The organism is Kocuria turfanensis (assembly GCF_001580365.1).
In the GTDB taxonomy this organism is placed as follows: Bacteria; Actinomycetota; Actinomycetes; order Actinomycetales; family Micrococcaceae; genus Kocuria; species Kocuria turfanensis.
Map to the genome: position 1 here is coordinate 952,432 of NZ_CP014480.1, position 12,884 is coordinate 965,315.

Sequence of the window (12,884 nt, forward strand, 5' to 3'; positions counted from 1 at the left end):
TGTGCGTGCTGAGCGGGGCGACGGCCCCGCGGCCGGTCGGATCAGGCGGCGGCGCTGGTGAGCTCCACGTTGTCCGCCACGATGGTGACCCGGTCGTTGTCGACGAACACGAACCCGGAGTCGATGGTGCCCTCGACGCGCGCGCCGTCCACCGGGTCGAGCGCGAAGTCACCGGGCCGGAGCAGACCGGCCACGGCCTCGTGCCCGGGCAGGATGCCGATGTCGCCCTCGGAGGTGCGCACGCGCACCATCCGGGCCGTGCCGGTCCACTCCGAGCGCTCGAGGGAGACGATTTCGACGATCATCTCGGCCATGACTACTTGCCGCCGGTCCGGGTCTTGATCTCGTCCCACTTCTGCATGACGTCGTCCAGACCGCCCACGTTGTAGAACGCCTGCTCCGGGACGTGGTCGAACTCGCCCTCGGTGATCTTCCCGAACGCCTCGATGGTCTCGGCGAGCGGGACCGTGGAGCCCTCCACGCCGGTGAACTGCTTGGCGGTGTAGGTGTTCTGGGACAGGAACTGCTCGATCCGGCGGGCGCGGGCGACGACCACCTTCTGCTCCTCGGAGAGCTCCTCGACGCCGAGGATCGCGATGATGTCCTGCAGCTCCTTGTTCTCCTGCAGGATCGCCCGGACGCGGATCGCGACGTCGTAGTGCTCCTGGCCCACGATCTGCGGGTCGAGGATGCGCGAGGTCGAGGCCAGCGGGTCGATCGCCGGGTACAGGCCGCGGGAGGCGATGTCGCGGGAGAGCTCCGTGGTCGCGTCCAGGTGGGCGAACGTCGTGGCCGGGGCCGGGTCGGTGTAGTCGTCGGCGGGCACGTAGATCGCCTGCATCGAGGTGATCGAGTGGCCGCGGGTGGAGGTGATGCGCTCCTGGAGCACGCCCATCTCGTCCGCCAGCGTGGGCTGGTAGCCCACGGCGGAGGGGATGCGGCCCAGCAGGGTGGACACCTCGGAGCCCGCCTGGGTGAAGCGGAAGATGTTGTCCACGAACAGCAGCACGTCCTGGTTCTGCACGTCGCGGAAGTACTCCGCCATGGTCAGGCCGGTCAGGGCCACGCGCAGGCGCGTTCCCGGCGGCTCGTCCATCTGGCCGAACACGAGGGCGGTGTCCTTGAGGACGCCGGCCTCCTCCATCTCGACCCAGAGGTCGTTGCCCTCACGGGTGCGCTCGCCCACGCCGGCGAAGACCGAGGTGCCGCCGAAGTTGCGGGCCACACGGGTGATCATCTCCTGGATGAGCACGGTCTTGCCCACGCCGGCGCCGCCGAACAGGCCGATCTTCCCGCCCTTGATGTAGGGCGTGAGGAGGTCGATCGACTTGATGCCGGTCTCCATCATCTCCGTGGAGCCCTCGAGCTCCGCGAAGGACGGGGCCTTGCGGTGGATCGGCCAGCGCTCGGTGATCTCCAGGGAGGAGGTCTCGACGTCGAGGGCGTCGCCCAGCACGTTGAAGATGTGGCCCTTGACCACGTCGCCCACGGGCACGGAGATCGGCCCGCCGGAGTCCTTGACCTCGGTGCCGCGCACCAGGCCGTCGGTCTGCTGCAGGGAGATCGCCCGGACCATGTTCTCGCCCAGGTGCTGGGCCGTCTCGAACGTGATCGTGCGCGTCTCGCCGTTGAGCTCGTACTGGGCGGTCAGCGCGTTGTAGATCTCCGGAACGGCGTGCTCCGGGAACTCGACGTCGACGACCGGCCCGATGACCCGGGCGATGCGGCCCGTGGCGCCGCCCGAGACCGGCTGCCCGGCCTGTTCGCTGATGGTGGCAGTCATTTCTCTCACTTCACTTGTTCGTGGTGGTCAGTTGCTGGATCGCCGGGCGGCCCGTCACAGGGCTTCGGCGCCGCTCACGATCTCGGTGAGCTCGGTGGTGATCTCGGCCTGGCGGGCGTTGTTCATCAGGCGCGTGTACTTCTTGATCAGCTCGTCGGCGTTGTCGCCGGCGGCCTTCATCGCCTTCTGCCGGGCCGCGAGCTCGCTCGTGGCCGCGTGCGAGAGGCTCGCGTACAGGCGGGCGTCGATGTAGCGCGGCAGCACCGCGTCGAGGAACTCCTCGGGGTTCGGCTCGAACTCGAAGGTGCTGTCCGGCTCCTCCAGCTCGTCGAACTCCCGGGCGACCTCGTCGGTCAGGGCGTTGGCGTCCACGACCTCCAGCGGCAGCAGGCGCAGCACCCGGGGCTCCTGGGTGACCATCGACTGGAACGACGTGTAGACCAGGTGGATCTCGTCCACCCCGCCGTCCTCGTACGCGGTCTCCAGGTCCTCGATCAGCACCTCGCGCAGCTCCCGCGCCCGCTCCGGGCGGGCGTTGTCGGTGTCGCCCGTCCAGTTGCGCTCGTACGGGCGGCTGCGGAAGTCGAAGTAGGCCTGGGCCTTGCGGCCGATCAGGTAGACCTTGGTCTCCTTGCCCTGCCCGTGCAGCAGCTCCAGCAGGCCCTCGGCCTCCTTGAGCACGTTGGAGGAGTAGGACCCGGCCAGACCGCGGTCCGAGGTCATGATCACCACGGCGGCCCGGCGCACCTCGTCGGGCCGCGTGGTGAGGACATGGGAGACGTTGTGCTGGGTGGCGACCTGTGAGACCGCCCGGGTCAGCGCGTTCGCGTACGGACGCGCCGCGAGCAGACCCTGTCGGGACTTGTTGATGCGCGAGGTCGCGATCATCTCCATGGCCTTGAAGATCTTCTTCATGGACTTGGTCGACGCGATCTTGTTCCGGTAGACCCGAATCTGCGCTCCCATGTGACTTCCTTTCGTCACCGTGTCCGGTGCGCCGCCGCGGCGGCGCACCGGACCGACCGGTTACTTCCTGACGATCCGTTCCTGGTCGACCTTCGAGGCGTCGATGGCTTCGTGCTCCTCGTGCCCCGGCTCGATGCCGTGCTTGGTGCCCCGGAAGTCGCGCTTGACCTCGGCCACGGCGGTCTCGAGGGCGGCGACCGCGTCGTCCTCGAGCTTGCCGGTCCCCACGATGGAGTCCATGACGTTGGTGGTGCGGCGGACGTGGTCCAGCAGGGCCTGCTCGAAGTCCAGCACGTCGGCGACCTCGACCTCGTCGAGGTGGCCGTTGGTGCCGGCCCAGATCGACACGACCTGGTCCTCGACCGGGTACGGCGTGTACTGCTTCTGCTTCAGCAGCTCCATCAGGCGCGCGCCGCGGGTCAGCTGCTGGCGCGAGGCCGGGTCGAGGTCCGAGGCGAACATCGCGAAGGCCTGCATCGACCGGTAGGAGGCCAGCTCCAGCTTCAGCGTGCCGGACACCTTCTTCATCGCCTTGACCTGCGCGGCGCCGCCGACGCGGGACACCGAGATGCCCACGTCCACGGCCGGGCGCTGGTTGGCGTTGAACAGGTCCGACTGCAGGAAGATCTGGCCGTCGGTGATGGAGATGACGTTGGTCGGGATGAAGGCCGAGACGTCGTTGGCCTTCGTCTCGATCATCGGCAGACCGGTCATCGACCCGGCGCCCAGCTCGTCCGAGAGCTTGGCGCAGCGCTCGAGCAGGCGGGAGTGCAGGTAGAAGACGTCGCCGGGGTAGGCCTCGCGTCCCGGCGGGCGGCGCAGCAGCAGCGAGACCGCGCGGTAGGCCTCCGCCTGCTTGGACAGGTCGTCGAAGACGATGAGCACGTGCTTGCCGCCGTACATCCAGTGCTGGCCGATGGCCGAGCCGGCGTAGGGGGCGAGGTACTTGATGCCCGCGGCCTCGGAGGCCGGGGCGGCGACGATCGTGGTGTACTCGAGCGCCCCGTTGTCCTCCAGGGTCTGGCGCACGCCGGCGATGGTCGAGGCCTTCTGCCCGACCGCCACGTAGATGCAGCGCACCTGCTTGTTGACGTCCCCGGACTCCCAGTTGGCGCGCTGGTTGAGGATGGCGTCGACGGCGATCGCCGTCTTGCCGGTCTGGCGGTCACCGATGAGCAGCTGGCGCTGGCCGCGGCCGATCGGGATCATGGCGTCGATGGCCTTGATGCCGGTCTGCAGCGGCTCGTGCACCGACTTGCGCATGGTCACGCCGGGGGCCTGCAGCTCCAGGGCGCGGCGGCCCTCGGCCTCGATGGGGCCGAGGTCGTCGATGGGCATGCCCAGCGGGTCGACCACGCGGCCGAGGTAGGCGTCGCCCACGGGCACGGAGAGGACCTCCCCGGTGCGCTGGACCTCCTGGCCCTCCTCGATGCCGCGGAAGTCGCCGAGGATCACGACGCCGATGTCGCGGGTGTCGAGGTTCTGCGCGAGGCCGAGCACGCCGTTCTCGAAACGCAGCAGCTCGTTGGCCATGACCGAGGGCAGGCCCTCCACGCGGGCGATGCCGTCGGAGGCGCTGCTGACGCGACCGACCTCGGTTCGTTCTGCGGTGCCGGGCTCGTAGGACGCGGCGAATTCGCTCAGCGCGCTACGGACGTCGTCGGCATTGATGGTGACTTCGGACATGTCCTGTCCCTGCTCTCCTAGTTCGTGATCACTGCGTCGGCGGTGACCGTGAGTCCATTGTCGTGGCGGAAGGCTGCGCCGGTCCACCGGCCGGTGCCGTCCGGCCGGCGGGGCGGTGCCCCCGCCACGGCGGCGTGCGAGCCTCGGCTCAGGCGCCGATCCGCTGGCGCAGCGCGTCGAGGCGGGCCGCGACGGAACCGTCGATGACCTCCTCGCCGACCTGCACCTTGAGCCCGCCGATCAGCGCCGGATCGACGTCGACCGTGAGCTTGAGGTCCTTGCCGTACAGCGTGTTGAGCTGGTGCTGCAGGCGGGCCCGCTGCTCGTCGGTCAGCGGGCGGGAGGCGCTCACGTGGGCGATCCAGCGCTGGCGGCGCGCCGCGACCTCTTCCGCGAATCGCTCCACGAGACGGCCCACCAGGGCGCCGCGCGGCGAGAGCACGGCCTGCTCCAGGAGCAGCAGCGTCTCCTCCGAGGCACCCGGGCTGAGCCGGCGGGTGAGCTGCGTCTTCGCCTCCACGTCGGCACGCGGATCGCTGAGCGCCCGCTGCATCTCGTGGGAGCCGTCCAGCACGGCCTTGAACGCGATGAGCTGGTCGACGACCTGCTCGAGGCCCTCGAGGCCGGCCCGGTTCTCGGCGGACGCCGCGGTGAGGACCACCCCGGCGTGCTCCAGGCCGTCGGCGAACTCGCGGTCGTCGCGCCAGCGCCGACCGGTCATCGCGGCGACGATCTCCACGGCGTCCGCGGAGACCTTGCCGGTGAACAGCCGGCGGACCACCTGGGCCCGCTGCTCCCCCGAGTACGAGGGGTCCACCAGGGCCCGGCGCACGGGGCCGTTCTCGTCGAGGACGGCCAGCACGGCGAACAGCTCGCGCGCGAGCGCGGGGCTGGCGGAGCCGGCCCAGCGCTCGGCGCCGGCAGTCGTCTGCTGACGGTATTCGTTCGGTGCGTCTGCCATTACCGCGCTGCACCCGCGTTCCGCTGCTGCTCCGACTCGAGGTCGGCGAGGAAACGGTCGACGACCCGGCCGGCGCGGGCGTCGTCGTCGAGGGTCTCCCCCACGATCTTCGACGCCAGCGTGGTGGCCAGCGCGCCCACCTCGTTGCGCAGCGAGACCACGGCGGCCGAGCGCTCCGCCTCGATGGTCCGGTGCGCGTTCTCGGTGATGCGCGCGGACTCGGCGTTGGCCCGGTCCTTGAAGTCCGCCAGGATCTTCTCGCCCTCCAGGCGGGCCTCCTCGCGGATCTTCTGCGCCTCCAGGCGCGCGCTCTCGAGCTGCTGGTTGTACTCGTCACGCGCGGCGGCGGCCTCGGCCTGCGCGGCCTTCGCCTTCGCGAGACCGCCCTCGATGGCTTCGGTGCGCTCCTGGTAGACCCGTTCGAAGGCCGGCACGACGAACTTGATCACGAGGGCGAGCAGGATCAGGAACCCGATCAGGGTGATCGCCATCTCCCAGACATTGGGGAAGAGGGGGTTCGCCCCTTCCTCGGCTGCCAGCAACAGTGTCATGTTCGCGATTCCTGTTCTCTAGGAAGGACTTGTACTTGTTCAGGCACTCAGCTGATGAACGCGAGCACGAAGCCCAGAATCGCGAGCGCCTCGACCACGGCGAAGCCGAAGAACAGCATCGGCTGCAGCACGCGCTGCGACTCCGGCTGGCGGGCGACGGACTGCATGTACGCGGCGAAGATCAGACCCACGCCGATGCCACCGCCGATGGCAGCCAGACCGTAACCAATAGCGCTGAGCGAACCAGTCATGAGGGGTGTTTCCTTTCTAGGTGCCCGGGGGCCGGGCGTCGTAGCCGTGTCGGCTCTGAACAGTTGGAGGTTGGACCTGGGGGCGTCCGGCCGGGGCCGGACGGGTGCTCCGCCGGGATCAGTGGCCCTCTTGCAGGGCGCCCTGGACGTAGACGGCGAAGAGAAGGGTGAAGATGTAGGCCTGGAGGACCTGGATGAGGATCTCCAGGAAGTAGATGAAGATGCCCAGCACGGTGGAGCCCACGGAGACGATGCCCAGCAGCCCGCCCTGGGTCAGCAGGTACGCGGTCATCGAGGCCGCGACCATGAGCGCCAGGTGACCGGCGAACATCGTGGCGAACACACGCAGGGCGTGGGTGACCGGGCGGATGATCAGGTTCGAGAGGAACTCGATCGGGATCAGGAAGACGTACAGGGCCTTCGGGACGTCCGGCGGCATGGTCATCTTGCCCATGAACCCGCCGAGGCCGTGGCGCTTGATCCCCATGAACACCCAGGTGACGTAGGCGATGCCGGCCAGCACGTAGGCGGACCCCGCGTGGGAGAGCGTCGGCAGCTGGAGGATCGGGACGGAGCCGAAGAGGTTGTTCACGAGGATGAAGAAGAAGAACGTGAACAGCAGCGGGACGTAGGGGCGGAACTCCTTCTCGCCGATGATGTCCCGGCCGAGGTGGTTGCGCACGAAGCCGTAGCCGCTCTCCCCGAGGTACTGGGCCTTCGAGGGGACGAGCGCGCGGCGGCGGATGGCCCACATGAAGAAGCCGGCGATCAGGACGACCGACAGGAGGACCAGCAGCATCTGCTTGCCGAACTCGAAGGTGCCCAGCTCGAAGAACGGAGGCAGGTGCATCTCATCGACGGTCGGGGCGGTGAATCCTCCGGTGGCGGGGAGCCTGAGGGCGGCGTTCAATGCGGGTCCTTTCTGCAGTGCTCTGGCCGGTGGTCACGGTCGGGGCGCCGAGTCCGGGCCGGACTGGTGCGGGTTGTGAGGATCAGCTCCGTCGGAGGCCTGGCTGCGACGGAGCCCCTCCTGCATGTGGAGGTACACGACGTAGATCCCGGAGGCGGCGCCGATGCACGCTCCCAGGACCACGATCCACCGGGTTCCCAGCACGCGATCCGCACCCCACCCTACCAAACTCCAGAACCCCATCCCGATCACCACGTAGAGGAGTGTCGTCAGGCCGCCGGACAGGCCGCCGCCCTCCACGAGCTCCCCCGCGGTGCGCAGTCCGCGGCCGCGGGCGGGCCCGTCCCGGCCGTCGCGCTCCGCGCCTGCCGGGCCGCCCTCCGGGGCGGGGTCGGGCGGGTCCGCGGGGCCGCCGGTCGTGCCGTCGCGGTCATCCGTGCTCATGGCGCTCGGGTCTCCTGTCGTCGTGCGCCGGGGCCCCGGCGGCCCCCGCGGGCTCGTCGTCCCGGCCCCCGCCCAGGTCCCCGTGCAGGTCCCCGGGCAGGTCCCCGTGTCCGTGGCGCTGCCGGTCCTCCTGGCGGGCGCGCAGCACCGGCCCGAGGGCCGCGCGGGTCCGCCGGGCGCTCGTGCGCCCGGCCAGGACGAGGGAGACGGCCAGCGCCCCCAGCAGGCCTCCGGCGAGCCAGCCGGGGGACAGCCAGGGCGGGGCGGGCACGGTCAGCAGCACCCAGCCGAGCACGAACACCTTCACCACGTAGCTCAGGGCGAGGGCGGGGGCCGCCACGGGCCCGGAGGCCCCGGCGGTCGCCCGGGCCACGAGCAGGGTGACCAGGTGGCTCGCGGCGATCAGCCCGGCCCCGGTCAGGGCGCTGAGCGCGGCCCCGCTCACCGCGGGGCCCCGGTCCGGCGGCGCGCCCCGCGGCGGGCGAGCAGCTCCGGCAGCACGAGGTAGAGCCCCAGCACGGCCAGCACGAACGCGCCCGCGAGCACCGTGGCCGTGGGCCCGGTGCGCAGGCCCAGGACCGAGACCACGCTCACGAGGACGGTGACGGCCGTGACCACGAGCGAGGAGCCCACGTGCGAGAGCCCGGCGTCGGTGAGCCGCTGGTAGACGTGCGAGCGGTGCGGACGGGACCAGTCCTCCCCCGCCCGGACGCGGCGGAGCAGGGTCACGGCGGTGTCGGCCACGTAGACGGCCAGCGGCGGCAGCAGGTACTCGACGTAGACGCCGGAGAGGAACGCGGCCACCGCGATGCCGGCCAGCGACCCGCCCAGCAGGTAGGAGCCGACGTCGCCGAGGAAGACGGTGCCGCGGCCCAGGTTCCACGGCAGGAACCCGGCGAAGCCGCCGGCCACGGCCAGGCCCGCGGCGACCATCCACGTCAGGTCGTTGGAGGCGCCGGCCCAGGCGTAGAGCAGCCCGGCGGCCAGCCCGTGCAGCCCGGAGATCCCGTTGATCCCGTCCATGAAGTTGGCCATGTTGACGTAGGCGGCGATCGCGAGGGTGCCCACGGGCAGCCACCACACGGAGGTGCCGAGCACGGCCACGAGCACACCGGTGGCGGCCAGCCCGATGCCCAGCTGCGCGGCCAGGCGCCCCCGCACGGACACCCCCCTGTAGTCCTCGACCCAGCCGAGGGCCGCGCACAGGCCGGCCACCGCGAGCACGACCAGCGCCACGGAGCGGTCGACCTCCACCGCCCCGGCCAGCAGGGCGCCCCCGTAGGCCAGGAGCACGGCCACGGCCACCGCCAGGCCCATGCCGCGCACCACGGTGCGCTGGTGGGAGGAGCGCTCGTTGGGCACGTCCAGCACGCCCCAGCGCGCGAGCAGCGGCTTGACCACCAGGGGCAGCACCAGGCTCAGCACGAGGGCGGGGGCCCCGACCGTCAGGGCGAGCTCGCCGAGCCGGCGCAGCTCCTCCGGGTCCGGGGCGGCGCCGGGGTCGGTGAGGTCCAGCCCGGCCGGCCACAGCACGGGCAGCGGCACGGCGGCGCTCACGACGCCCTCCCCGAGGGGCTGCGCGGGCGCTGCACGGAGGTGGGCGGCGGCTGGGTGGAGGGTCGGACCACGGGGATCGTGCCGGTGTAGACCATCCCGCCGCGCACCTTCCAGGTGTGCCGGTCCAGCTGGGCCGGGTCCAGGCGGTCGGCGCGGGCGTGGGAGATCTTGGGGTGGAAGGGCCGCTCGTCCGTCTCGCCGAGGCCGATGAGGTCCTCGTGCAGCTTCTCCCCCGGGCGCAGTCCCGTGATCTCGATCTCGACGTCCTCCCGCCCGCTCATCACGCGCAGCCGCTCGGCGATGTCCATGATCCGCACGGGCTCGCCCATGTCCAGGATCAGCACCTCCCCGCCCCGGGCGATCGCCCCGGCCTGGATGACGAGCTGGCAGGCCTCCGGGATGGTCATGAAGTACCGGGTGGCCTCCGGGTCGGTCACCGTGATGGGGCCGCCCTGCCGGATCTGCTCGGTGAACAGGGGCAGCATCGAGCCGCGGGAGCCGAAGACGTTGCCGAAGCGCACGGACGCGTACCGGCGCCCGGTCCGGTCCGCCATCCAGGCGGTGAGCTTCTCGGCCACGCGCTTGGAGTGGCCCAGCGCCGTGGTGGGGTTGGCGGCCTTGTCCGTGGAGATGTTCACGAACACCTCGACCTCCGCCTCCTCCGCGGCCTGCAGCACGTTGAGGGTGCCCAGGACGTTGGTCTTCCACGCCTCGTCCGGGTACTGCTCGAGCAGCGACACGTGCTTGAGGGCCGCCGCGTGGAAGACGACCTGCGGGCGCCGGTCGCGGAAGATCGCCCCGACGGACTCGGGGTCGCGGATGTCGGCGAGGACCGTGTCGCGGCCGTCGAGCAGGCCGCGGCCGGTGATGGAGATCTGCGTGCCCTGCAGCGCCGACTCGTCGCGGTCCACCATGATCAGCTCCGCGGGCTCGAAGCCCACCAGCTGGCGGCACAGCTCCGAGCCGATGGAGCCGCCCGCGCCCGTGACGAGGACGCGCCGGCCCGTGACGTAGCCGGCGATCTCCTCGAGGTCGATGTCCACCGGGCGGCGGCCGATGAGGTCCTCCATGCTGATGTCGCGGAAGTCCACGGCCTTGTGCTTGGCGGTGAGCACCTCCCCCAGCGGGGGCATGGTCATGACCCGGATCCCGGTGCCGGCCACGGCGTCGGCCACGCGGTGCATGAGCCGGGGCTCGGGGCTGGACATCGCCACGATCAGCACGGAGGCCCGGGTGCGGGCCATGACGTCGCGGACGTCGTGCAGGGTGCCGAGCACCGGCACCGAGGAGATCCGCAGGTGCTTCTTGGCGGGGTCGTCGTCGAGCAGGGCCACGGGCAGGAAGTCGGAGTTCGGGTCCTGCATCATCCGGTGCACCAGGAACGTCCCGAGGTAGCCGGCGCCGTAGATCACCACGTGCTGGGCGGCGGCGTCCGGCCGGGCCGAGGCCTCCTGGTACATCCGCTTGAGGTACCGGAAGGCGGCCATGAACAGGCAGGCGAACGGGAAGGCGATCAGGGCGGTGGAGCGGGGGATGCCGATGCTCGTGCCCACCACCAGGAGCAGCACCTGGAGCACCGCCGTGACGATGAGCGTGACGACCACGAGCAGCTTGGCCTCGTCGAAGCTGCCGAAGGAGTAGCGCCCCTTGTACAGGGCGAAGGAGAAGCCCACGACGAGCTGGGCGGCGACCGCCACGGCGGACACCACCAGCACCCCCGGCACGGTGATGAACTGCAGGGCCATCTCGTAGCGCAGCACCAGGGCCAGCACGAGCGCCACGATCCAGGCGGCGGAGTCCAGCAGCATCTGGATCCACAGCCACGCCACCGGCTTCTCCGGGGACCCCGGCGGGGCCGGGAGCGCGGACGCCACGGCGCGGGGGGTGCGCTCGGGCTCACCACTCATCGAGTCGTTCCTTTCGTGGTCGGGGCCGCTCACGGTCGGCTCCGGCGGGCGGGGCGCAGGACCGGTGGTCAGCGGCGGCCGGTCCCGGCCATGGCCCGGTAGGCGGGCCTGCGGAACCGGGTGGGGACGAAGCGGTAGCCCGCGCGGACCCCGACGTTCACCGCCCATTGTAGGAAGCCGACGTGCCCGGCCCGCAGCAGGCGGGCCTGCAGGGCCAGGTCGGCCCGGAACATCCGCATCCCGCCGCGGCGCTCGTAGGCCCCGGAGGTGACGCGGTAGCCCACCAGCGGCTCGGCCACGTTGCGCACGTCGGCCCCCGCCTGCAGCAACCGGACCCACAGCCAGTAGTCCTCCCCCAGCGGCACGTCCTCGTAGCCGCCCACGGCCGTCACGGCGGAGCGGCGGAACACCACGGAGGGGTGGCTGAGCGGGTTGCGCCGCCGGGAGACCGCCAGGATCCGGGCCCGCCCCACCGGGGCCAGCCGCAGCGCGAGCGGGCGGGTCTCGTCGTCGCCGATCTCGTGCATCGAGGAGCCGACCACGTCGGCGCCCGCCTCGATCACCGGCAGCTGCACCGCGAAGCGGCAGGGGTAGGAGACGTCGTCGGCGTCCATCCGGGCCACGACGTCGTGCCGGCACCGGGCCAGGCCCGCGGTCAGGGCGGCGGGGAGCCCCTCGTTGCGCTCGAGGTCGACCCGCACCACGGGCACGGGCAGCTCCCGGGCGAGCCGGTCCAGCTCCGCCTCCAGGGGCGCGGGGACCGGGCCGTCGCGCACGACGACGAGCTCCGCCGGCCGGCGCTGCTGCTCCACCGTGGTGGACTCCGCGGCCCGGCGCAGCCGCTCGGGCGTGTCGCCGCGGTAGACGGGCATCAGGACCGAGAACTCGGGCACCGCCCCGGAGGCCGCCGTCACCGCGGACCGCCGAAGCCCCGGCCGCGCATCCCGCCGACGTAGCGGTCCGCCCAGTCGACCAGGCCGCGCACGTCCCGGCGGGCCAGGTAGTACAGGGGGTAGCCGACGAGGTCGGCCGCCAGCTGCACCGGCCGCTTGTAGCGCCAGGTGGTCCAGCCGCGGTTGCGGAAGAAGTGCGCGCGCTTGAACTCGGTCTCGGGCACCACGACCTTGAGCCGGCCCGGGATCACCACGTGCTCCTCGGCCCAGCCCGGCGGGTGCGCCACGGCGGCCCGGGTGGTGGTCCCGAACGGCAGGCCGGCGCGGCGCAGCCGCACCAGGAAGTCGACCTCGTCCCCGCGCAGGAACAGCTTGAGGTCCGGCAGCCCCACCTGGAAGAACACGTCCTCGGCCACGAGGGCGCCGTTGAAGAAGGTGGCGTAGCCGGGCAGGAAGCCCAGCGGTTCGACGTCGGCCCGGGCGTGGGTGAGCCTCCCGTCCAGCCGGTAGGAGAACGCCAGGGCGGCGTGGTCCTGCGGGGCGACGATCAGCGGGGAGACCACGGCGAGCTCCCGCCGCGCGGCCTCCTCCAGGAGGATTCCCAAGCAGTCGGGCTGCTCCGGGTGGGCGTCGTCGTCCATGAGCCACACCCGGTCCGCGCCGGTGGCCAGCGCGGTGAGGATCGCGAGGGAGAACCCGCCGGCGCCGCCCAGGTTGGCCAGGGACCGCACGTGGTGCAGCTCGAACCGGCCGCCGACCGCCGCCTCGAGCGCGTCCCGGGGCACCGCCTCGCGGCCCGCGTCGACGAGGCACAGCGAGGCGATCGGCACCGTCTGCGCCCGCAGCGCGGCCACCAGGGTCAGGACGTCCTCGTGCCGGTCCTGGGTCACGCAGGCCACCGCCACCGTGGGCGTGGGGTCGGACGGCATGCGGATCCTCCAGGTGCGGTAGCGGGCTCCGGCGCGGCGGGGTGCC

14 protein-coding genes are annotated in these 12,884 nt (G+C 71.7%); all 14 read right to left on the bottom strand.

The window, feature by feature from the left end; genetic code table 11:
- Window positions 1–41: 41 nt before the first annotated feature.
- Complete coding sequence (locus AYX06_RS04395; RefSeq protein ID WP_062734757.1) at window positions 42–314, bottom strand: F0F1 ATP synthase subunit epsilon; 273 nt, start codon at window positions 312–314, stop codon at window positions 42–44.
- 2 nt (window positions 315–316) lie between these two features.
- Window positions 317–1,783, bottom strand: coding sequence for a F0F1 ATP synthase subunit beta (gene atpD, locus AYX06_RS04400; protein ID WP_062734758.1), 1,467 nt, complete (start codon window positions 1,781–1,783; stop codon window positions 317–319).
- A 54-nt stretch (window positions 1,784–1,837) separates the two neighbouring features.
- On the bottom strand, window positions 1,838–2,749 hold the full coding sequence (locus tag AYX06_RS04405; RefSeq protein WP_062734759.1) for a F0F1 ATP synthase subunit gamma: 912 nt from the start codon (window positions 2,747–2,749) through the stop codon (window positions 1,838–1,840).
- A gap of 60 nt (window positions 2,750–2,809) precedes the next feature.
- Window positions 2,810–4,435 carry a F0F1 ATP synthase subunit alpha gene (gene atpA / locus AYX06_RS04410; RefSeq protein WP_047802195.1) on the bottom strand — a complete coding sequence of 542 codons (1,626 nt, stop codon included), beginning with the start codon at window positions 4,433–4,435 and terminating at the stop codon, window positions 2,810–2,812.
- 148 nt (window positions 4,436–4,583) lie between these two features.
- Window positions 4,584–5,396 (bottom strand): F0F1 ATP synthase subunit delta, encoded by an 813-nt coding sequence (locus AYX06_RS04415; RefSeq protein ID WP_062734760.1) that lies wholly within the window; start codon window positions 5,394–5,396, stop codon window positions 4,584–4,586.
- Window positions 5,396–5,947 (bottom strand): F0F1 ATP synthase subunit B, encoded by a 552-nt coding sequence (locus AYX06_RS04420; protein ID WP_062734761.1) that lies wholly within the window; start codon window positions 5,945–5,947, stop codon window positions 5,396–5,398. The genes AYX06_RS04415 and AYX06_RS04420 overlap by 1 nt, the downstream gene beginning before the upstream one ends.
- A 47-nt stretch (window positions 5,948–5,994) precedes the next feature.
- Complete coding sequence (gene atpE / locus AYX06_RS04425; protein ID WP_062734762.1) at window positions 5,995–6,198, bottom strand: ATP synthase F0 subunit C; 204 nt, start codon at window positions 6,196–6,198, stop codon at window positions 5,995–5,997.
- 118 nt (window positions 6,199–6,316) lie between these two features.
- Window positions 6,317–7,108 carry a F0F1 ATP synthase subunit A gene (atpB, locus tag AYX06_RS04430; RefSeq protein ID WP_062734763.1) on the bottom strand — a complete coding sequence of 264 codons (792 nt, stop codon included), beginning with the start codon at window positions 7,106–7,108 and terminating at the stop codon, window positions 6,317–6,319.
- Between the two features lie 33 nt (window positions 7,109–7,141).
- Complete coding sequence (locus AYX06_RS04435) at window positions 7,142–7,552, bottom strand: AtpZ/AtpI family protein (protein ID WP_062734764.1); 411 nt, start codon at window positions 7,550–7,552, stop codon at window positions 7,142–7,144.
- A complete protein-coding gene (locus AYX06_RS04440; RefSeq protein ID WP_062734765.1) occupies window positions 7,539–7,997 on the bottom strand; it encodes a hypothetical protein in 459 nt (152 codons plus the stop codon). Before AYX06_RS04440 ends, AYX06_RS04435 begins: the two co-directional genes overlap by 14 nt.
- Window positions 7,994–9,109, bottom strand: a complete 1,116-nt coding sequence (locus AYX06_RS04445) for an MraY family glycosyltransferase (RefSeq protein WP_232319390.1) — start codon at window positions 9,107–9,109, stop codon at window positions 7,994–7,996. The genes AYX06_RS04440 and AYX06_RS04445 overlap by 4 nt, the downstream gene beginning before the upstream one ends.
- Window positions 9,106–11,016, bottom strand: coding sequence for a polysaccharide biosynthesis protein (locus AYX06_RS04450; protein ID WP_062734766.1), 1,911 nt, complete (start codon window positions 11,014–11,016; stop codon window positions 9,106–9,108). The genes AYX06_RS04445 and AYX06_RS04450 overlap by 4 nt, the downstream gene beginning before the upstream one ends.
- A gap of 68 nt (window positions 11,017–11,084) precedes the next feature.
- The gene (locus AYX06_RS04455) at window positions 11,085–11,930 is read right to left on the bottom strand and encodes a glycosyltransferase (protein ID WP_232319391.1); all 846 of its coding nucleotides are present in this window, start codon (window positions 11,928–11,930) and stop codon (window positions 11,085–11,087) included.
- Window positions 11,927–12,838 carry a glycosyltransferase family protein gene (locus AYX06_RS04460; protein ID WP_062734767.1) on the bottom strand — a complete coding sequence of 304 codons (912 nt, stop codon included), beginning with the start codon at window positions 12,836–12,838 and terminating at the stop codon, window positions 11,927–11,929. Before AYX06_RS04460 ends, AYX06_RS04455 begins: the two co-directional genes overlap by 4 nt.
- Between the last annotated feature and the right edge of the window lie 46 nt (window positions 12,839–12,884).

Excerpts from the sequence above, each read along its gene's own strand:
- AYX06_RS04395 (WP_062734757.1), bottom strand. The coding sequence starts at position 314 with ATGGCCGAGATGATCGTCGAAATCGTCTCCCTCGAGCGCTCGGAGTGG.
- atpD (WP_062734758.1), bottom strand. The coding sequence starts at position 1,783 with ATGACTGCCACCATCAGCGAACAGGCCGGGCAGCCGGTCTCGGGCGGC.
- AYX06_RS04405 (WP_062734759.1), bottom strand. The coding sequence starts at position 2,749 with ATGGGAGCGCAGATTCGGGTCTACCGGAACAAGATCGCGTCGACCAAG.
- atpA (WP_047802195.1), bottom strand. The coding sequence starts at position 4,435 with ATGTCCGAAGTCACCATCAATGCCGACGACGTCCGTAGCGCGCTGAGC.
- AYX06_RS04415 (WP_062734760.1), bottom strand. The coding sequence starts at position 5,396 with ATGGCAGACGCACCGAACGAATACCGTCAGCAGACGACTGCCGGCGCC.
- AYX06_RS04420 (WP_062734761.1), bottom strand. The coding sequence starts at position 5,947 with ATGACACTGTTGCTGGCAGCCGAGGAAGGGGCGAACCCCCTCTTCCCC.
- atpE (WP_062734762.1), bottom strand. The coding sequence starts at position 6,198 with ATGACTGGTTCGCTCAGCGCTATTGGTTACGGTCTGGCTGCCATCGGC.
- AYX06_RS04435 (WP_062734764.1), bottom strand. The coding sequence starts at position 7,552 with ATGAGCACGGATGACCGCGACGGCACGACCGGCGGCCCCGCGGACCCG.
- AYX06_RS04450 (WP_062734766.1), bottom strand. The coding sequence starts at position 11,016 with ATGAGTGGTGAGCCCGAGCGCACCCCCCGCGCCGTGGCGTCCGCGCTC.
- AYX06_RS04460 (WP_062734767.1), bottom strand. The coding sequence starts at position 12,838 with ATGCCGTCCGACCCCACGCCCACGGTGGCGGTGGCCTGCGTGACCCAG.